The 17375-nt window shown below is 72.5% G+C and carries 16 protein-coding genes, 7 tRNA genes and 2 pseudogenes; 10 read left to right on the top strand and 15 right to left on the bottom strand.

All coding sequences use genetic code 11. The features are described 5' to 3' along the window. Window positions 1–7: 7 nt before the first annotated feature. The gene (locus tag ACZ41I_RS23450) at window positions 8–733 is read left to right on the top strand and encodes a 3'-5' exonuclease (protein WP_360099333.1); all 726 of its coding nucleotides are present in this window, start codon (window positions 8–10) and stop codon (window positions 731–733) included. A 176-nt stretch (window positions 734–909) separates the two neighbouring features. On the opposite strand, the gene ACZ41I_RS23455 is transcribed toward ACZ41I_RS23450, so the two are convergent. The 7 genes and pseudogenes from ACZ41I_RS23455 to ACZ41I_RS23485 all read right to left on the bottom strand — a co-directional run bounded on the left by ACZ41I_RS23455 (window position 910) and on the right by ACZ41I_RS23485 (window position 6160). Beyond that, window positions 910–2727: a DUF2207 domain-containing protein gene (locus ACZ41I_RS23455; RefSeq protein ID WP_468514965.1), complete on the bottom strand. Its 1818-nt coding sequence runs from the start codon at window positions 2725–2727 to the stop codon at window positions 910–912. 71 nt (window positions 2728–2798) lie between these two features. After that, window positions 2799–2870: transfer RNA gene (locus ACZ41I_RS23460), tRNA-Val, on the bottom strand. Window positions 2871–2909: 39 nt separating this feature from the next. After that, window positions 2910–3356, bottom strand: a complete 447-nt coding sequence (locus tag ACZ41I_RS23465) for an SRPBCC family protein (RefSeq protein WP_363220970.1) — start codon at window positions 3354–3356, stop codon at window positions 2910–2912. Window positions 3357–3631: 275 nt separating this feature from the next. Beyond that, window positions 3632–3943: pseudogene (locus ACZ41I_RS23470) on the bottom strand (ABC transporter substrate-binding protein); the annotation flags it as partial. Further along, complete coding sequence (locus tag ACZ41I_RS23475; RefSeq protein ID WP_468321349.1) at window positions 3919–4938, bottom strand: alpha/beta hydrolase; 1020 nt, start codon at window positions 4936–4938, stop codon at window positions 3919–3921. The pseudogene ACZ41I_RS23470 and the gene ACZ41I_RS23475, both read right to left, overlap by 25 nt. Window positions 4939–5527: 589 nt before the next feature. Next, window positions 5528–5599 (bottom strand) — tRNA-Val (locus tag ACZ41I_RS23480). An 84-nt stretch (window positions 5600–5683) separates the two neighbouring features. After that, on the bottom strand, window positions 5684–6160 hold the full coding sequence (locus ACZ41I_RS23485) for a TIGR02611 family protein (RefSeq protein ID WP_468514966.1): 477 nt from the start codon (window positions 6158–6160) through the stop codon (window positions 5684–5686). Between the two features lie 191 nt (window positions 6161–6351). Between ACZ41I_RS23485 and ACZ41I_RS23490 the strand changes: the two genes are divergently transcribed. Further along, window positions 6352–6765 carry an SsgA family sporulation/cell division regulator gene (locus ACZ41I_RS23490; protein WP_004002642.1) on the top strand — a complete coding sequence of 138 codons (414 nt, stop codon included), beginning with the start codon at window positions 6352–6354 and terminating at the stop codon, window positions 6763–6765. Window positions 6766–7039: 274 nt separating this feature from the next. Continuing rightward, window positions 7040–7600 carry a CGNR zinc finger domain-containing protein gene (locus ACZ41I_RS23495; RefSeq protein WP_351211679.1) on the top strand — a complete coding sequence of 187 codons (561 nt, stop codon included), beginning with the start codon at window positions 7040–7042 and terminating at the stop codon, window positions 7598–7600. A gap of 161 nt (window positions 7601–7761) precedes the next feature. On the opposite strand, the gene ACZ41I_RS23500 is transcribed toward ACZ41I_RS23495, so the two are convergent. After that, window positions 7762–7911, bottom strand: coding sequence for a hypothetical protein (locus tag ACZ41I_RS23500; RefSeq protein WP_023552049.1), 150 nt, complete (start codon window positions 7909–7911; stop codon window positions 7762–7764). 199 nt (window positions 7912–8110) lie between these two features. Further along, on the bottom strand, window positions 8111–8554 hold the full coding sequence (locus ACZ41I_RS23505) for a hypothetical protein (RefSeq protein ID WP_468514967.1): 444 nt from the start codon (window positions 8552–8554) through the stop codon (window positions 8111–8113). A gap of 249 nt (window positions 8555–8803) precedes the next feature. Here ACZ41I_RS23505 and ACZ41I_RS23510 point away from each other — a divergent pair, with 249 nt between their 5' ends. Further along, complete coding sequence (locus ACZ41I_RS23510; protein WP_363220375.1) at window positions 8804–9328, top strand: DsbA family protein; 525 nt, start codon at window positions 8804–8806, stop codon at window positions 9326–9328. Window positions 9329–9373: 45 nt separating this feature from the next. On the opposite strand, the gene ACZ41I_RS23515 is transcribed toward ACZ41I_RS23510, so the two are convergent. From ACZ41I_RS23515 to ACZ41I_RS23525, 3 genes are all read right to left on the bottom strand, one after another. After that, entirely contained in the window at window positions 9374–10198 is an 825-nt protein-coding gene (locus tag ACZ41I_RS23515; protein ID WP_468514968.1) for a GNAT family N-acetyltransferase, read from the bottom strand. Window positions 10199–10273: 75 nt separating this feature from the next. Next, window positions 10274–11095 (bottom strand): aminotransferase class IV, encoded by an 822-nt coding sequence (locus ACZ41I_RS23520; protein WP_399771283.1) that lies wholly within the window; start codon window positions 11093–11095, stop codon window positions 10274–10276. Next, the gene (locus ACZ41I_RS23525; RefSeq protein WP_363220372.1) at window positions 11092–12156 is read right to left on the bottom strand and encodes a chorismate-binding protein; all 1065 of its coding nucleotides are present in this window, start codon (window positions 12154–12156) and stop codon (window positions 11092–11094) included. Before ACZ41I_RS23525 ends, ACZ41I_RS23520 begins: the two co-directional genes overlap by 4 nt. A gap of 178 nt (window positions 12157–12334) precedes the next feature. Here ACZ41I_RS23525 and ACZ41I_RS23530 point away from each other — a divergent pair. The 5 genes from ACZ41I_RS23530 to ACZ41I_RS23550 all read left to right on the top strand — a co-directional run bounded on the left by ACZ41I_RS23530 (window position 12335) and on the right by ACZ41I_RS23550 (window position 12813). After that, window positions 12335–12407 (top strand) — tRNA-Gly (locus tag ACZ41I_RS23530). Window positions 12408–12445: 38 nt separating this feature from the next. Further along, a tRNA-Cys gene (locus ACZ41I_RS23535) sits at window positions 12446–12519 on the top strand. Between the two features lies 1 nt (window position 12520). Continuing rightward, window positions 12521–12592, top strand: a tRNA-Val gene (locus ACZ41I_RS23540). A gap of 48 nt (window positions 12593–12640) precedes the next feature. Continuing rightward, window positions 12641–12712, top strand: a tRNA-Val gene (locus tag ACZ41I_RS23545). 29 nt (window positions 12713–12741) lie between these two features. Next, a tRNA-Val gene (locus ACZ41I_RS23550) sits at window positions 12742–12813 on the top strand. Between the two features lie 56 nt (window positions 12814–12869). Here ACZ41I_RS23550 and ACZ41I_RS23555 read toward each other — a convergent pair. The 3 genes and pseudogenes from ACZ41I_RS23555 to ACZ41I_RS23565 form a co-directional block, all read right to left on the bottom strand. Beyond that, window positions 12870–13175, bottom strand: a complete 306-nt coding sequence (locus tag ACZ41I_RS23555) for a TFIIB-type zinc ribbon-containing protein (protein ID WP_363220731.1) — start codon at window positions 13173–13175, stop codon at window positions 12870–12872. Between the two features lie 80 nt (window positions 13176–13255). Further along, window positions 13256–13771: pseudogene (locus ACZ41I_RS23560) on the bottom strand (phosphotransferase family protein); the annotation flags it as partial. Between the two features lie 1304 nt (window positions 13772–15075). Further along, entirely contained in the window at window positions 15076–15252 is a 177-nt protein-coding gene (locus ACZ41I_RS23565) for a hypothetical protein (protein ID WP_030343942.1), read from the bottom strand. A 603-nt stretch (window positions 15253–15855) separates the two neighbouring features. Here ACZ41I_RS23565 and ACZ41I_RS23570 point away from each other — a divergent pair. After that, a complete protein-coding gene (locus ACZ41I_RS23570) occupies window positions 15856–17268 on the top strand; it encodes a serine/threonine-protein kinase (protein ID WP_468514969.1) in 1413 nt (470 codons plus the stop codon). Window positions 17269–17375: the final 107 nt, after the last annotated feature.

Raw genomic sequence — 17375 nt, forward strand, 5'->3', positions numbered from 1 at the left:
GGTTGGGATGACGTACTGGTACGAGGGGCCGCTGGCCGCCTTCGACACGGAGACGACGGGCGTGGACGTCGAGACCGACCGGATCGTGTCGGCCGCCGTCGTCGTCCAGGACGCGCCGGGAACCCGGCCCCGGGTGTCCCGCTGGCTGGTGAATCCGGGGGTGCCGGTGCCCGAGGAGGCGACGGCGGTGCACGGGCTGACGGAGGAGCACCTGCAGCACAACGGCCGCTGGCCCGCGCCGGTGATGTACGAGATAGCCGAGCAGCTGGCGGAGCACGCGGCGATGGGCCGCCCGCTGGTGGTGATGAACGCGCCCTTCGATCTGACGTTGCTGGACCGGGAGTTGCGCCGGCACCGGGCGTCGTCGCTGGACCGCTGGTTCGAGTCGGTGCCGCTGAGGGTGCTGGACCCGCGGGTGCTGGACAAACACTTGGACCGCTACCGCAAGGGCCGCCGCACGCTGACGGACCTGTGCGAGCACTACGGCGTGACGCTGCAGGGCGCGCACGACGCGGGCGCGGACGCGCTGGCCGCCCTGGAGGTCGTACGGGCCCTCGGCCGCCGTTTCGCCACCCGTCTCGAACGCCTCTCCCCCGCCGAGCTGCACACGCTCCAGGCCAACTGGCACGCGGCGCAGGCGCGCGGTCTGCAGGCATGGTTCGCGCGCAGTGGGTCGGAGGAGATCGTCCACACGGACTGGCCGTTGCGACCGGAGCTGCCGGCGGCGGCGTAGGGGCGTTCCCGGGCGGCGGCACACGGGGAGCCGCCGCCGTGCGCGCCCTGGGGTGATCGGAGAGCCGCCCAGCATGTGGGGGGCGAGCGGCGGACGCTGCCGTACCGGCGGTGGAATCCCGGAACCGCCGCCGTGCGGAGGCGGCACCCCCGGTCCGTCCCCGCACAGGCGCCGCTTCACCAGGAGCCGCCTCCGCCGCCGCCCGCTCCGCCGCCGACGTCTCCGGAGGAGCCCCCCGCGCCGGAGCCGGAGCCGGAGCCGCCGCCGCTGGAGGACGGTGCTCTTGACGAGAGTGCGGCGGTCACGACCAGTCCGACGGCCAGCGCCGGCCCGAGCCGTACGGCGCGGGAGGAGGGCTGCCGGGTCGGCACGGCGGAGGTCTCCACGGCCCGCCGCCAGGTGTCACCGAGACCGAGGGCGACCGCCCAGGCCGTGTAGTGCCGCACCTGATCGTCGTCCAGCGGTTCCGCGTGCGGCACGGCGGACGGATCGGCGAGGTAGTGCCGGAACGCCTCGACCCGCTGCCGCTGGGCGCTGCCCTCGGTGGTGCGCCGGTGCAGCTCCCAGGCGCGCCGCGCCAGCGCGAGGCCGGCACCGTAGAGGACCCCGCCCGCGACGAGCACCGGCACCCCGGCCGCCTGGCGGGCCCCGCTGAGGCCCGCGCCCACCACGGCGGTGAGGAAGCCGAGCACCGCTGCGGCGATGCCGATGTACCGTCCGGTGCGCGCGCGGCGTACGGAGGCCGCGTCCCACAGACCGGAGTCGGCCTGCCATTGCCGCAGGTGGCGGGCGAGCGCCTGCCAGCCCGTCTGGAAGGACGAGTCGTAATGGCCCAGCATGATCTCGTCACGCCCGGCGAAGATGTACCGCAGGACCTCCCTGCTGACCGGGTCGTCCGATCCCGCGCCCCTGCTGCGGCGCCGCAGGGTCGGCGCGTGCTCCGCACCCGCGAGGACGAGGTGACCGTCCGCAACGGCTTCGAGCAGCCAGGCGGTCTGGTGCCGGGGATCGACCCGCTCGTCGGCCAGGATCCCGCCCTGGGCCGGGCTCAGGCCCGGCGGGGGTGTGGCGCTCGGCGCGCCGAGGGCCGTGTCGGCGCCCTCGGGGGCGGGCCGGTCCCGGCCGAACAGGCGCAGCAGCCCGATCGCGGCCAGCGCGGCGGCGAGGGCGAGGCCGGCGGTGTACAGGGCGACCAGGAGCGGATGGGTCACGGTGGTGCCGACGGCCTTGCCGCCGGGCGGCGCGGGCAGCAGCGGCTGCGCTCCCCCCAGGGAGTGACCCCGGGTCGCGTAGAGGGTGAGTCCTTCCTTGCCCTGGAGCCGGACCGGCTTGACGGTGAGCACACCGGCGCCGGTCGGCTCCACGGCGCAGCCGCGCTCGGAGCCGTCCGTGCCCCGCACGCAGCGCGGGGCGGTGAGCAGGTGGGGGGCCACGACGTGGATCTCGACGTGCGACCGGTCGACCTGCCAGCCGGTGCCCACCGCGTCCCAGGCCATCCTGCCCTTCTTCACGACGCCCTGCAGGGTGTACTGGACGCGGTAGCGGTGCACGCCGGTGACGGCCTTGCCGGGGTCGCCGACCTTGATGCGGGTGGCGATCTCACGGCGACCGTTCGGTTCGGTGTAGTAGTCGCCCACCGTGAGTTCCCAGGGGACGCGGTGGCCGTCCATGGTGACGGTGATATGGGCCTGGTCCTCGTCGTAGGGCAGGTCCGGCAGGTCGCGGTAGATGCCGTGCCGTTCGTCGTGCGGGTATCCGAAGTCGTAGTCGATGACCTCCGTGATACGGGCGCTGCCGTCGGCGGAGATCCGCGCTCCGACCCACATCGTGGTGACCCGCTCGGTGTTGGCCGCCAGCCGGGCCAGCGCCACCACCCCGGCGAGCACCAGCACGAGCAGGAAGATCCTGATCAGACTGCGGACCCTGAGCCGGCGCGCGTCCGCACCAAGTCTCGGAACCTCCTTGCGCTGTTCGCCGCCCTGCACCTCGCCCACGACGCCCCCCTGGCATCCCGAAGCCGATGTCAAAAGAGCCGGCCCGCTGCTGCGGACCGGCTCTTTCCCGGTGGGCGATACTGGGTTCGAACCAGTGACCTCTTCGGTGTGAACGAAGCGCTCTCCCACTGAGCTAATCGCCCGGGAACGCACTGAACAATACAGGTCCCGGCGCCCTTCGTTCAAACCGCTTCCAGGTACCGCAGCAGTCCGCGCCGTCCGGCCCGCATCATCAGCCGGTGGTTGACGCGGAAGACGGGGCGGCCCGGTACCGCGAGCCGGCGAAGCAGCGGTTTGCGCACCCGGACCTCCTGGTCGTAGCGGGCCAGGGTGCCCGGGCCCTCGGCGGTGACCGTCCAGCGGGCCCAGCCCTCGACGTCACCGGACAGGGACACCTCCAGCACACCGGCTCCGGGGTCGTGGCGGGTCCTGCGTGCGGTGAAGGTCATGTCGTACGGCAGGACGGACCGGATGGTGAGGACGCCGGTGGCGTCGTCCAGCCGGGTCACCGACCGGACTTGCGGCCACCAGCGGGGATAGTCCTCGGGTCGTTCCAGCACCGCGTACACGGCGGCGGGCGGCACCGGCAGGGACCACAGGCTGCGGAAGCGGTAGCGGGTCCAGTCCATGGACCGAGTGTGCCCGTACCGGTGCGGCGCATGAATCGCCGCGCATGAATCGCCGCGCATGAATCGCCGCGCATAAATCTGAGTACGCGTACTCATGTGCCGCGCCCTGGCACCGGCCACACTCGGGGGGCGAGCGCCGCCGCCCGTGCGACGGCGCTCCCCCTTCTCCCCGGCTCGCCCGCTACGGGGGAACTTGGGGTCGTCCTGGGCGACGACCTCCGGGTCGGTGACGATGCCGGCCCTGACGCGGTTGCAGCCGTCGGTCCACCACCCCGGGTCCATCCGGGGTGCGGCTCGACGTCGGCCTTCCGGAACACCTTTTGTCGATGACGAGCGCCATGGTGTGGGAACCGACGGGAATTCCGAGCTGCTTTCCGTCGACCTCGCCGACCTTCGTCACGCCGTCCCGGAAGTGATTCAGGGTCAGATTACCGGGCCGCACTCGGGACTTGAGGTCGAGGAGAATTCCTTGCTTGTCGTACTTCCGGAGAAAGGTGACGGCATTTTGGAAAACGTCCGGGGGACTTCCGCCGGAAGGACGCGTACGTCTGGAAGTCCGTCTTCACCTTGATCTTCGGGTACTTCCGTGGTCGGGGAGGGTTGCGAGCCAGTCGATGAGGATCCGGTTCGTCTCCTGCGGACGTTCCTGCTGGACGAAGTGCCCGCAGCCGTCGAGGATGTGCGAGCCGAGCAGGCCGGGCAGGGTCTCGGGGTACGCCTCGACCGCGTCGGCCAGCCAGACGAGCGAGGCGTCCGCACCGCCACCGATGAACAGCGACGGCCGTGTGATCGGGGCGCCCTGCTGGTCGGACAGGTCCGCCCAGTCCCGGTCCATGTTCCGGTAACGGTTCAGCGCCCCGGTCATGCCGGTCCTTTCGAACTCCCCGGCCAGGAAGTCGAGGTCCCCCTCGCCCAGCCAGGCCGGCAGCGGGCCGGTGGGGAAGCGTTCGCGCAGGGTCCCGCCTCGGCTGACGAAGTGCGGGTCGGGGGCGGCCGGGGCGGGCATGGTGTCCGCGGACAGGGCGGCGTAGAAGCCCGCCAGCCAGCCGCGCACATCGGGCTCGATCTCCGCCTCGGCCCGGCCCGGCTGCTGGAAGTACCCGACGTAGAACTCTTCCTCGTCACCGCCCATGCGCGCGAAGACGTCGCTGGGCCGTGGGCCGCCGGGCGGACTGTACGGCACGCCCAGCAGCGCCACGGCGCGGAACACGTCGGGCCTGGTCAAGGCGGAGGTGGCGGCGATCGTGGCGCCCCAGTCGTGGCCGACGACGACCGCGGACTCCTCCCCCAGCGCCTCCACCACGGCGACGTTGTCCGCGACCAGGTCGAGCATCCGGTACGCGTCCACGGCCGCCGGCCTGGAGGAACGGCCGTAGCCCCGGACGTCGACGGCCACGGCGCGGTAACCGGCGGCGGCCAGGGCCGGCAACTGGTGCCGCCAGGAGTACCAGGACTCCGGGAACCCGTGCACCAGCAACACGAGAGGGCCACGGCCCTGCTCGACCAGGTGGAGACGACCGGCCGGTGAGGGAATCAGGTGGTGGGTGGGCAACGCGCTGGTGGGCAGGGGTCCAGGGGCCATACGGCCGGTGGGCGGCGAACCAGCGGGCACGGGACCGGCAGGCAGAGGGCCGGTAGGCAGTGGGCGGGGCATGGCGGCTCCTGGGGTTGGATGGGTGGAGAGCGTGCGGATGGTGGGCGTGCGCATGCTGGGAGGCGGGCGGCTGAGGGGCGGAGGGTGGCGCGGCGCCGGGTCCCGGTGGGCCTGGGGTGGCCCGGGGGCTGACGCGGCCCAGGGGGACTGCTCGGAGGCTCGCTCGGCGGGAGGAAGCTCGGTAGGCGCCGCCTCTATGAAAATGTTCTTGCGGCGGGTCCACTGCGCACGAGACTTGTTGCCGCTTCGGCAAAACGTGCCTGCGCGCGGCCCCTCTCCGGCGACGAGCCGCCGCCCCTCCCCGCAGGCCGTTCTCCGGCGTGAGCCGTCTCCTCGGAGCCCCCACATGCGAGCGGGAGGGAAGGGCTCCCAGGCCAGCGGGCAGCGTTGACGCGGGCGTCAGGGCACTCCACGCCCGCGCCTCGTCCCGCCTCGCCCGTCGCGCCCCCTCCATGCCGACGCCTGCGCATACGCCGACGGCCCACCTGCTGTTCTGCAGGTGGGCCGTCGGTCCGGGTGGGCGATACTGGGTTCGAACCAGTGACCTCTTCGGTGTGAACGAAGCGCTCTCCCACTGAGCTAATCGCCCGGGCGCAGGAAGAACATTACCCCATGTCAGGGGGTGCTTCCGACCAGGGGCCGGGGCGACGGACGGCCTGGCGGCGGAGCCGGATCACTGTTCCTTGATCTTCCACGGCATGACGAGGCCGAACTTCCACACGTAGATCCCCACCAGCGCGGCCACGATCACCAGCCCGATCACGGTCAGCGTGATGTTGCGCCGGCGCACCTTGGGGTCGAGGGCCCGCTGGGCGGCCTCGGTGACCTTGCGTTTGGTCCAGCGGAGCACGAGCTGCGCCCAGACGAACTCGGTCGCCCAGATCGCCAGGCCGCCGAAGATCACCACCCAGCCGGGTCCCGGCAGCGGCAGCATGACGATGCCGGCGGCGACGACCGCGAGGCCGACCACGAAGACGCCGACCTGCCAGCTCAGATGCAGCAGCCGGCGCGCCTTGACGAATTCCGGCGCACGGGAGCCGAGCCCGCCGCCGTCCCCGCGCGCGGCTTCCTGCCCGGCTTCCTTCCGGTCCGCCTTCGCCTTGTCCGCCGCCACGGCGACCTCGCCCGGTTCGTCACTCCCCGTATTCATACGGACAAACCCTACCCGAGTGAATCCAGTCACTGGAATGGACGTAGGTCTCGTACGAGTTCTCGGCCGGAAGAGTTACGTAAAGACACGCAAAACCCTCAGAGGGGTTTACAACGGCATCGTAGGTGGCATGTCGATTTCGCCGACGTGCGAATCCCCGAGCGCACACTGAGCGAAAGGCCCTGGCGCTTATGAACACCACGGTCAGCTGCGAGCTGCACCTGCGCCTCGTTGTGTCGAGCGAGTCATCCCTGCCTGTCCCCGCAGGCCTGCGGTACGACACGGCCGACCCCTACGCCGTGCACGCCACCTTCCACACCGGAGCCGAGGAGACCGTCGAGTGGGTGTTCGCCCGCGACCTCCTCGCCGAGGGGCTCCACCGGCCCACCGGCACTGGCGACGTCCGTGTCTGGCCGTCGCGCAGCCATGGTCAGGGCGTCGTGTGCATCGCCCTGAGCTCCCCGGAGGGAGAGGCCCTGCTCGAGGCCCCGGCACGGGCCCTGGAGTCCTTCCTGAAGCGAACCGACGCCGCCGTGCCGCCCGGCACGGAACACCGGCACTTCGATCTGGATCAGGAGCTCTCGCACATCCTGGCGGAGAGCTAGGTCGCGGCCTCCGAAAGCAGCCCGGCGCCGTCCACTCGGGGAGACGGCTCGGGCCAAGACAACCGCATACGGCACAGGCCGGCGCCGTCACCGTGAGCGCTCACGGGGCGGCGTCGGCTTGTGCGCGTCCGCGCACTGCGGGAACCGTCGGCGGCACGGCGGCGTTCTACCGGCAAGCGAGTCGGGCTGCGGACGGTGCGGCGGGCGGGGTTGTCGCTACCATCGGCCAGCATCGGCGGGCGTCCGCCCGACCCCCCAGGCCAGGGAGCGAAACGTGCTGATCACCCACGACACCCGGTGCGCCCTCGACACCGTGGTCGATCTGGTGAACACCGCGCCGGAGGACGACGCGGCGGCCGACGGACTGCCCGATGTCCCGGCACTCGCGGATTTCGTACGAAACCACGAGATCAGCGATGTGGGCGTGCTGTCGGAGTTCGATCTCTCTGCGGTGCGCAGGATCCGGGGTCGCTTTGCGGCGATCTTCGCCGCGCCGGACGCCCGCTCCGCCGCCGGGCTGATCAACGAGCTGGTCGCCGCCGCGGGCACCACCCCGCGCCTGACCGACCATGACGGCTACGACTGGCATGTGCACTACTTCGCGCCCGGCGCGTCCGTGGCCGACCATCTCGCCGCCGACTGCGGAATGGCACTCGCCTTCTTCGTGGTGGCCGGGGAACAGGAACGGCTGCGGCGCTGCGAGGCACCGGACTGCCGGCGCGCCTTCGTCGACCTCTCCCGCAACCGATCCCGCCGCTACTGCGACAGCCGCACCTGCGGGAACCGGCTGCACGTGGCCGCGTACCGGGCCCGCCGGAAGGAAGCGACGGGCTGACCATCGCCCGGCGGCGAGCCGTAGGGCCGCCTGGCTGTGTGCCGGGCGGGTCCGCGTCCCCGGGGAGTCGCACGGCCGTCGGCCGAATCGCGCGGCGACTCGACGCCGAGGTCGGGGCGACATCGGTCCCGGCGGGTGGCGCCGGGACCGACGTGTACGGCTCACAGCAACAGCAGGTCGTGCAGCGCAGCCATGAGGAGCAGACACCCGATCACCGCAAGGAAGATCATCAGCGGTGGCTGGGATAGGGCGAAGAGGCACCCGCGCGGCTCGTCCTTCGGCGGCGCGGCCTCGCTCTCTGTGTCCAGCATCTCGCGGCCGATGATGGCGCAGAAGAGACTCCGAACGCGATCAACACGCTCGCGATATGCGGGAGTTACCGCATTCCGCACCGTCTCGTCCGACTTGATTCGGCTTGTGAACGGTTCCGGACCCCCGCACGACACTCTGTGTCGTTTCAGCTCGAAGGCGCCTGCCGGGCCGTGACACCCCCGCGGCGGCGTCCTGCCGTCATATGCCGTGCTTCTTGAGGATGGCCTCGATGTCGCTGAAGTCGTCGGCGGAGCCGGTGGCGCGCGGGGCGGTGGCGGATCCGGTCGCGGGCCGGGTGCCCGCGCCCAGGGAGGGTGCGGACGCCCCCGGGGCCACGGCCTCGGCCTGGTCACCGCGGGCCGCTCTGCGCTGGGCGCGGGTGCCGCCGCGCCGGCGTTCGACCGCCCGGGTGCCCGCGAACAGGAGCCAGGCCGCGCCCAGCACGCCGAAGCCGGCCCAGGCGGTGGGGCTGAAGGCGGTGTCGGCGAGCCAGCCCACCACTCCGGTCATCACCAGGCCGACCGGCACCAGCGAGTAGGCCGCGATGCGGGCCGCTGTGAGGAAACGCCTGCGGTAGGCCGTGACCACCGCTATGCCCAGGCCCGCCGCGGACACGGCGGAGCAGACTGTCTCGGCAATCATCCGGTCCTCCTGGCGGCTCGGTCGGGTGGAAGGCGCGCAGTGCGCGGACGCGGCACGGCGCACCGCCTCCGTCCCCTCCATCCTGCACCGCCTCGTCCTGGCGATGCCACGCTCCCGCGGCACATCAGGGACATCTCCGGGTCACCTCCTACTGGAGTGCCGGTCCGGTGCCGTGCCGCCGTGGCCCGGGCACGGCAGCCGTACCGTCCCGATTGGGTCACCCGCGTCCGGCCTGGAAGACTGGTCGGCATGAGCGACTCCTCCCCCGCACGCACCGACGCCCTCGTTCTCGACGTCTGGTGCGAACTGCAGTGCCCCGACTGCCGTACCGCCCTGGACGACGTCCGCGCCCTGCGCGCCCGCTACGGCGACCGGCTGGAGCTGCGGCTGCGGCACTTCCCGCTGGAGAAGCACAAGCACGCCTTCGCCGCCGCGCAGGCCGCCGAGGAAGCACTGGAGCAGGGCAAGGGCTGGCCGTACGTGGAGGCCGTGCTGCAGCGGGTCGAGGAGCTGGACCGTCAGGGAGAACCCTTCCTGGTCGAGGTGGCCCGTGAACTCGGGCTCGACGCCGAGGAGTTCGACACCGCGTTGATCGACGGCCGGCACATCCTGATCGTGGACGCCGACCAGGCCGAGGGCAAGGCGATCGGTGTGACCGGCACCCCGACGTATGTCATCGGCGGCGAACGCCTCGACGGCGGCAAGAGCCAGCAGGGACTGCGCGAGCGTATCGAGAGGATCGCCGACCGGCTGCTGGGCGAGCAGGAGGCCTGAGCCGCACAGCCGGATTTCCCGGACCGCCTGCAGCAGGGGCACCGCCTACAGCAGGGGCTTGGCGAGGGTGTGGAACGTCGTCTCGTAGCCGAGTGACTCGTACAGCCGCTCGGCCGGGACGTTGCCCGCGTGCACATTGAGGCCGAGGACCGGTCGGCCGGCCTCGATGGCCTGGCGCTCCGCCAGCAGCATGAGTGTGCGGCCGTGCCCCTGGCCGCGGTGGGCCTCGTCCGCCCGCACGTCGAACACGTACGCCCTGTCGTGCCGCAGGGCCAGCCAGAGCGTGCCGACACGGGCGCCTTCGTGCTCCAGGACGCTGAAGAGCATGCCGTCGGTCATGAGCCCGTGCGGCAGCAATCCCTCATGGTCCCTGCGGGCCTTGGCGCGGGCCGTGGCTTCGGGGACGCCGCGCTCGATCCACTGGCGCGCGTACTGCTCGCTCTCGTACGCGTACCACGCGTCGTACTCGGACTCCGTCATGCGCCGCGCGCTGCTGCCCGGCGGCAGCTCGGGCGGCCTGGTGGCGAGGCGCTTTTCCATGCGGCGGTTGCGCAGGGTGTAGCCGAGGGCGCCGAACAACCGCAGGGCCGTCTCGGCCGAGGCGGGGACGGACGTCTCGATCTGCGTGCAGCCCCAGCCGCGCGCCACCTCCTCCGCGGCGAGCGCGGCCACGGTGCCCCGCCCGCGCCGCCGGTCGGGTTCGGCGATCCGCAGGTCGATGACGCGCGCCACCGCATCACCGAAGGACGGCGAGGTGCCGAGGTGTATGTCGCCGACGGGACGGCTGTTCACGCACACCTGGTAGCGGCGGGAACGGGTGCCGTCGGCGTTGTGCTGGAGCGGCTCGACCGGCCGCAGGGTCGTGGTCATCACAGGTGTTCTACCCGTGACCGACCACCAAGTCAGCCCGTTTTCGGCCCCGCCCGGGGCCCGGCTCGGGCCCGCTCAGGGGTCCAGGTCCTGTCCGGACCGCTCGTCGAAGATCCGCATGGCCTTGGCGGTCACCGGGCCGGGGGTGCCGGGCAGCTCGCGGTCGTCGATCCGGTGCACGGCCTGGACGTCCCGCAGGGTCGAGGTGAGGAAGACCTCGTCCGCGCGCTCCAGCACGTCCAGCGGCAGATCGGTCTCCTTGGCGCCGGTCCATTCGACGGCCAGCGCGCGGGTGATGCCGGGGAGGCAGCCGGAGGCGACCGGAGGAGTGTGGATCTGGCCGTCCAGGACGACGAAGACGTTCGACCCGGTGCCCTCGCAGAGCTGTCCGACCGTGTTCCCGAACAGGGCCTCCGACGCGCCGCGTTCATGGGCGCGGGCGAGGGCGACGACGTTCTCGGCGTACGAGGTGGTCTTCAGGCCGGTCAGCGCTCCGCGCTCGTTACGGGTCCACGGGACGGTGATCACGGCGGTGGTGTCCGGGCGGCGGGTGGTCTCGCCGAGGGCGACCACGAGGGTCGGGCCGTGCTCGCCGCGGTCGGAGCCGAGCGGGCCGTGACCGCCGGTGTAGGTGATCCGCAGCCGGCCGAGCGGCATCGGATTCGCCTCCAGGACGGCCGCGCAGGCCTCCCGGACCTCGTCGTGGTCGGGCTCGGGCAGGCCGAGGCCCCGGGCCGAGCGGCTCAGCCGGTCCAGGTGCCGGGTGAGGGCGAAGGGCCTGCCGTGGACCGCCTTCACCGTCTCGAAGATGCCGTCGCCGACGGTCAGCCCGTGGTCGAAGACGGAGACACGGGCGGACTCCAGGTCACGCAGCCCGCCGTCCAGCCAGATCCTCATGAGTACACCCCTCCACTTGCCGCGTACGTTCCCGACGCTACCGCGAGCAGCCGGGACGCCTTGAGCTCGGTCTCGTGCCATTCCCCCTCGGGGTCGGACCCCCAGGTGATGCCGGCGCCGGTACCGAAGCGCAGCACCGCCGTAGCGCCGTCGGGCCGGTCGATCCAGAAGGTGCGGATGCCCACGGCGAGCTCGCCCGTGCCCCGGTCTGCGTCGACCCAGCCGATGCCGCCGCAGTACGGGCCGCGCGGGGCGGTCTCCAGGGCCTCGATGATCCGCAGGGCGCTCGACTTGGGCGCACCGGTCACCGAGCCGGGCGGGAAGGCGGCCGTGAGGAGGTGCGGCCACCCTGCCCCGTCCCGCAGCTCGCCGCGGACCGTGGAGACCAGGTGGACCAGGCCCGGGTGTTTCTCCACGGCACACAGGTCCGGGACGGTCACGCTCCCGGTCGCGCAGACACGCCCGATGTCGTTGCGGACCAGGTCCACGATCATCACGTTCTCGGCGTAGTCCTTCTCCAGGAGGTCCGCCTCCGTGCGGCCGGTGCCCTTGATGGGTCCCGACTCCACGACACGCCCGTCCCGGCGCAGGAACAGCTCGGGCGAGGCGGTGGCGATCTCCACGCCGTGCTGCGGCAGCCGGATGGTCCCGGCGTACGGTGCCGGGTTGCCGCGGGCCAGCAGGGCGGTCAGGGCGTCCACGTCGGCGTCCGGGGGGACCGGCGCGCTGAGCACCCGGCAGAGGTTGGCCTGGTAGACCTCGCCGGCCGCGATGTGCTCGCGTATCCGGCGGACGGCCGTCGTGTACGCGGCCCGGTCCAGGGAGGAGGTCCAGTCACCCACCGCGGGGCCCCGCCAGCCGCCCGGCGCCGGCGCGGGTACCGGCTCCTCGCGTACGTCCGCGAAGCGGGCGCAGGTCAGCCGGCCCTCGAAGTCCGCGCAGACGGCCCAGAACCCCGCGGAGTCCAGGGCGGCGGGATCACTGGTGACGTCGAGGAGGCCGGTGGCGACGCGGTCGCCGAAGCGGGCCAGAGCTGGGAGCCGGGAAGGGTGGTGGAGCACGTGGTCGAGTCTAGGGCGGGTGTCCGAGAGGTGGCTCCGGGACGACCCCGAGGGGGCCCTGACCACGTCGTCCGCCGGGGGCACCGCAGCACGCTGCGCAAACGCGTTTTTGTACTGGCCCGGGAATCCGCTAGAGTTCAACACGTCGCCGGGACGCGGAAGCGGACCGAAACGACAAGCGGACGTAGCTCAGTTGGTAGAGCGCAACCTTGCCAAGGTTGAGGTCGCGAGTTCGAGCCTCGTCGTCCGCTCGAAGGAAGAAGGGGTCATCCCGATCCCCTACACTCCTGGTGGAGTGGCCGAGAGGCGAGGCAACGGCCTGCAAAGCCGTCTACACGGGTTCAAATCCCGTCTCCACCTCCAAGGACGATTAGCTCAGCGGGAGAGCGCTTCCCTGACACGGAAGAGGTCACTGGTTCAATCCCAGTATCGTCCACTGGATCTTCTCGCAAGATCCACGGGTCTTCTCGAAGATCCCCCACCCGCGCGATTAGCTCAGCGGGAGAGCGCTTCCCTGACACGGAAGAGGTCACTGGTTCAATCCCAGTATCGCGCACTGACTGTGACCCTCGGGTCACGGCTTGCGGACGATTAGCTCAGCGGGAGAGCGCTTCCCTGACACGGAAGAGGTCACTGGTTCAATCCCAGTATCGTCCACACAGCAAGAAGCCCCCGGCCGTTTCGTACGGCCGGGGGCTTCTTCGTGTCCCGGATCAGCTGGAGAAGAGCATGTGGGCCCAGCTCTTGTGACCGTGGTGACCATGGTGGCCGTGATGCCCGTGGCCGCCGTGGTGACCGCCGTGCGGGGCGCCCCAGGCGGGGGCGGGCGGGGCCGGGTAGGCCTGCGGGGCGGCGGGCGGGGCCGGCGGGACGGGCTTGGACCACTGGGACTCCAGCTGGGTCAGCGCCTCCAGCTCGCCGTAGTCCAGGAAGATGCCCCGGCAGCCGCTGCACTGCTCGATCTGGACGCCGCTGCGGTTGTAGGTGTTCATCGGGGCGTGGCACTTCGGACAGTGCATGGTCGGCTCAACTCCTCGCCGGTCGGTCCTGCTTCGTGTTTCCCCAGGACAGACTCCGTCCAGCCCTGGTCGGTTGCAGCCTAGTCCGTGTCTCTGTTCGTGTGCGTGGAGGCCAACGGGTGCGGAATCGGGGCCATTCGGGCACATGCGTCGACGACGGCCTGTTCCACCTCGTCCAGCGGACGGCCGGCCGTGAGCGCCTTGGCGAGGGCGAGGGCGGCCGTCTGCACGGTCAGCGCCCGGGCCGGGACGTCCAGGGCGGGCCAGGGGTCGCCGGCCGGGGGTACGGCGGGACCGCCTGCGCGCTGGTACGCGCCGAGGAAACGGGTCCATGTGTCGGGTGGGAGGAGCCCGCAGGCGTACCAGGCGGCCGGGCGCGCGAGGTCCCAGGCGGGGACGCCGGTCCCCAGGTCGTCGACGTCGATCAGCCGCCAGGGACCGTCCGGCGCCGGGTGGCGGACGAGCTGGCCGAGGTGCAGGTCCCCGTGGCAGAGGGCGGGTGTCCCCGGCATGGGCGCCTCGCCGCGGGCCCAGGCGGGGAGAGCGGCCCATGCGGCGAGGACGGGGCGGGCTGCCAGGTGCAGCTCGGCATGGGGTTCGCCGGGGGGCTCGGAAGGGGGTTCGGCGTGAGGGCCGGAAGGCGGTTCGGCGTGCGGCCCGGCTTGGGCTTCGGCCTGCGGCCCGGCACGAAGTCCGGCCCGGGAGCCCGAAGGGGGTTCAGCCTGCGGCCCGGCAAGAAGTCCCGCCCGGGAGCCCGAAGCGGGTTCAGCCTGCCGCCCGGCATGGGCTCCGGCCTGCGGCTCGGGACGAGGTTCCGCCCAGGGCTCGACATGGGCTTCGGCCGGGGAGACGGAAGAGGGTGCGGCCTGCGGCCCGGCAGGGGCTTCGGCCGGGGGGACGGAAGAGGGTTCGGGGTACGGCTCGGAATGCGGTTCGGCCCGGGGTGTGGCGCGCAGGGCCGTGTGGAGCCGGGCGATGGCGCGGGCTGCTTTGGCGGGGCCGCGCATCGGGGGCAGGCCGTCGGGCGGGGCGGTCCGGTGCAGGCGAGCGAGGAGGGTGGCGGTGGCCTCCCAGGGGGCCGCGTCCGGGTCGTCGGGGTCCACGGGGGCGCCGTACGGCCAGAAGGTGACCAAACGCTCCTGCAGAGGGGTGGGGGCCGGGGTGAGCGGGGGCAGGAGGACGTCCGGGAGGCGGGCGGCAACGGCCAGGCGGAGGGTCAGCGCGGCCGGGTCGGTATCGGGGGCGTGGGCCTTCGCGACGGTGTCGGCGTGCCGTACGACGGTGGCGTCGGGGCGGTCGGCCAGAGGGGCGGTCGGTTCGCCGCAGGTACAGGGGGCTCCGCCGGCGGGCGGGTGGGCGGCGGCTCTGGCCTGTGCGGTGAGAGCGGGGAGGAGGGTCAACGGGGGCCTCGGTGGTCGGGGTATCCGGTCGAGCGTACGCGGATGGGGGTGCGGTGTTTCCCGGGTACGCGGTGCTGGGCCGGGAATTGCTGCCAGGGGCGAGCTTTCCTTGGCGCCCGGTGTCGGCGGGGGTCGCGTCGCTCACCCGCGCCGGCGGGGTGGTGCACCTTCCCCACGCTCGACTTCGCTCGCGGGGGCGACACCCCCCATCGCCCACCCGTGCCGACCCCGGGGGTACCGCTCAGACCCCTGAGACACTGGGGGCACGACCGCCCGCGGCCAGGGCAGACATGTGGCCCACTGCCGGATGGACACCGGCCTCGCGGCATGATCGCCCGCAGCTGAGACAGGCACGCAGCCACTGCCCGGCAGGAGAAAGCAATGCCGGCGCAGCTCCCCAGCTGCGCCGGCATTCTGCCGTCCGCCGCACCCCCGTCCCCACGGGGTTTCCTGGATGGATGTCCCCGCCCGGACCGCTCTTCCGGGCCTGAGGTCGCCGCTCAGCGCCCCAGCATCGCACCCACGGACGACGCCTGTGTGGCCACCGTCTCCCAGCCGTCGAAGACGAGCAGGAGCAGGGCCGCCAGGGGAAGGGCCATGAGCGTCGCCACCAAGGGGTGACGGCGGCCTGTCCGGCGCGGTGCGAACGCCGGGCGTCGCGGTGCCGTGTGGGCCATGGTCCCTCTCCTGACCGTGTCTCTTGTGGTCGGCAGCGGCGGGTGTCTGACCTCGGGGGACGAGTGCTGCACCCGCCGCTTGACCTCAAATCTAGGCGTGGGGCGGGTGCCGGGCGTCATGCCCTCGTACCGATTGCCGGGCCTCCCGGAGGATGAGCCATGACCTGGGATCTACTCCCCTGGGTGGAGATGCCTCTCCGGGTCTAGGGGTCTTCCCGGAGGGGGCGCCCGGTGTGTCCGGTCATGTCGGAAGCGTCCAGCGGGCCGAAAGGAGTGACTTCGATCACTCCGACGGGGCGGTGGCGGTGGGGTGTGTCCAGGTCGTGTTCCGTGCCCTGGGCGGCCCTCGTGTCGGTACCGGATGTGCGCCGGGTGAGGACATGAACCGGTACCACCTGCTCCCACTCACCCTCAACGCCCTTGTGTTCAAGATCCGTTGACGGAACGGAAGACTCAATGCACCCGCGTCCGCCGAGTTCCTGACCGCACATCACCACGTACCGGCGTACGGCACAATCCGTCGGCCCCGGAGGGCGCGGCCTCTGCGCGCAGGCGGCCGTGGAAACGTAAGCTGTGCCACGTCACAGGGACCGGGCAGCGGGGATGAACATGGCGATGATGCGCCTGAGGCGCGAGGACCCGCGCGTCGTCGGCTCGTTCAGGCTTCACCGACGGCTCGGCGCGGGCGGGATGGGTGTGGTCTACCTCGGCTCCGACAAGAAGGGGCAGCGGGTCGCCCTGAAGGTGATCCGACCCGATCTCGCGGAGGACCAGGAATTCCGGTCGCGGTTCGCCCGTGAGGTCTCGGCGGCCCGGCGGATCAGGGGCGGCTGCACGGCCCGGCTGGTCGCCGCGGACCTGGAGGCGGAGCGGCCCTGGTTCGCCACGCAGTACGTCCCCGGCCCCTCCCTGCACGACAAGGTCGCCGACGAGGGCCCGCTCGGCGCCGCCGACGCCGCGGCGATCGGCGCGGCGCTGTCCGAGGGGCTGGTCGCCGTGCACGAGGCCGGTGTCGTCCACCGGGACCTCAAGCCCTCCAACATCCTGCTGTCCCCGAAGGGGCCGCGGATCATCGACTTCGGCATCGCCTGGGCCACCGGCGCCTCCACGCTCACGCACGTCGGTACGGCGGTCGGCTCCCCCGGCTTCCTCGCGCCCGAGCAGGTGCGCGGGGCGGCCGTCACCCCGGCGACGGACGTCTTCTCCCTGGGCGCGACCCTCGCCTACGCCTCCACCGGCGACTCGCCCTTCGGGCAGGGCAGTTCCGAGGTGATGCTGTACCGGGTGGTGCACGAGGAACCGCACCTGCACGGCGTACCGGACGCGCTCGCCCCGCTGGTCCGGGCCTGCCTGGCGAAGGACCCCGAGGAGCGGCCCAGCACGCTGCAGCTGTCACTGCGGCTCAAGGAGATCGCCGCGCGTGAGGCACAGGGCCTGGCCGACGTACGACCGCCCGCGCCGCGCGCCGCGGAGACGGACCGGACCACCGGACGGCTCGTCGACACGTACCCCGAGCAGCAGCGCACCCAGCGGCGTACGTCCCCCGGCACTCCGGTGCCGCGCGGCGGCACCCCCTCCCGGGGCGGTGCACCGGCGCGTGACGGAGCGGCCTCGCGGGGTGGCAGCGGCACGCGCGGCGGCGGTACGGGAGCCTCCGCGCGGCCGGGTGCGGCCCGCTCGACCCCGCCGCCGCGCGGCGGCGGCCGACGCTCGGGCGGCGGGACCCGTCCCGCTCCGCGCAACGGGTCCGGGCGGCCTGCGCAGCGTACGGCGGGGGGCGGACGGCGGCCGGCCAATCCGCGGCTGCTGCGCCAGCGGCTGTTCGTGTTCGTGGTGGTGACGCTGCTCGTCGCGCTCGGCATCGCGGTGGCGCAGGGCTGCCAGGGACCGGCCCGCGGGCTCGGCGACGACGGCCGTCAGCAACGGCACGCACAGCCCGACTACCGGCCTGCGGACGCCGACCCGCCGATGTCCGACCGGCACGAGCCGACCCTGAGCCGGGACTTCGGCAACTGACGAGACCCCAGAAGCGCCTCGCGCCTCGCGAACGGGCGGGGGCTTGGGGCCTGGGCCTCGCAGGTGGCGGTGACCGGCGCTACAGGCTCCAGGGCACACCCGGAGAG

The sequence above is a fragment of the Streptomyces sp. NPDC030799 genome, from assembly GCF_055572255.1.

Coding starts and splice junctions, on each gene's coding strand:
- ACZ41I_RS23450 (WP_360099333.1), top strand. CDS start 8: ATGACGTACTGGTACGAGGGGCCGCTGGCCGCCTTCGACACGGAGACG.
- ACZ41I_RS23465 (WP_363220970.1), bottom strand. CDS start 3,356: ATGGACTGGACCCGCTACCGCTTCCGCAGCCTGTGGTCCCTGCCGGTG.
- ACZ41I_RS23475 (WP_468321349.1), bottom strand. CDS start 4,938: ATGGCCCCTGGACCCCTGCCCACCAGCGCGTTGCCCACCCACCACCTG.
- ACZ41I_RS23485 (WP_468514966.1), bottom strand. CDS start 6,160: ATGAATACGGGGAGTGACGAACCGGGCGAGGTCGCCGTGGCGGCGGAC.
- ACZ41I_RS23490 (WP_004002642.1), top strand. CDS start 6,352: ATGAACACCACGGTCAGCTGCGAGCTGCACCTGCGCCTCGTTGTGTCG.
- ACZ41I_RS23500 (WP_023552049.1), bottom strand. CDS start 7,911: ATGCTGGACACAGAGAGCGAGGCCGCGCCGCCGAAGGACGAGCCGCGC.
- ACZ41I_RS23505 (WP_468514967.1), bottom strand. CDS start 8,554: ATGATTGCCGAGACAGTCTGCTCCGCCGTGTCCGCGGCGGGCCTGGGC.
- ACZ41I_RS23510 (WP_363220375.1), top strand. CDS start 8,804: ATGAGCGACTCCTCCCCCGCACGCACCGACGCCCTCGTTCTCGACGTC.
- ACZ41I_RS23515 (WP_468514968.1), bottom strand. CDS start 10,198: ATGACCACGACCCTGCGGCCGGTCGAGCCGCTCCAGCACAACGCCGAC.
- ACZ41I_RS23520 (WP_399771283.1), bottom strand. CDS start 11,095: ATGAGGATCTGGCTGGACGGCGGGCTGCGTGACCTGGAGTCCGCCCGT.
- ACZ41I_RS23555 (WP_363220731.1), bottom strand. CDS start 13,175: ATGCACTGTCCGAAGTGCCACGCCCCGATGAACACCTACAACCGCAGC.
- ACZ41I_RS23565 (WP_030343942.1), bottom strand. CDS start 15,252: ATGGCCCACACGGCACCGCGACGCCCGGCGTTCGCACCGCGCCGGACA.
- ACZ41I_RS23570 (WP_468514969.1), top strand. CDS start 15,856: ATGAACATGGCGATGATGCGCCTGAGGCGCGAGGACCCGCGCGTCGTC.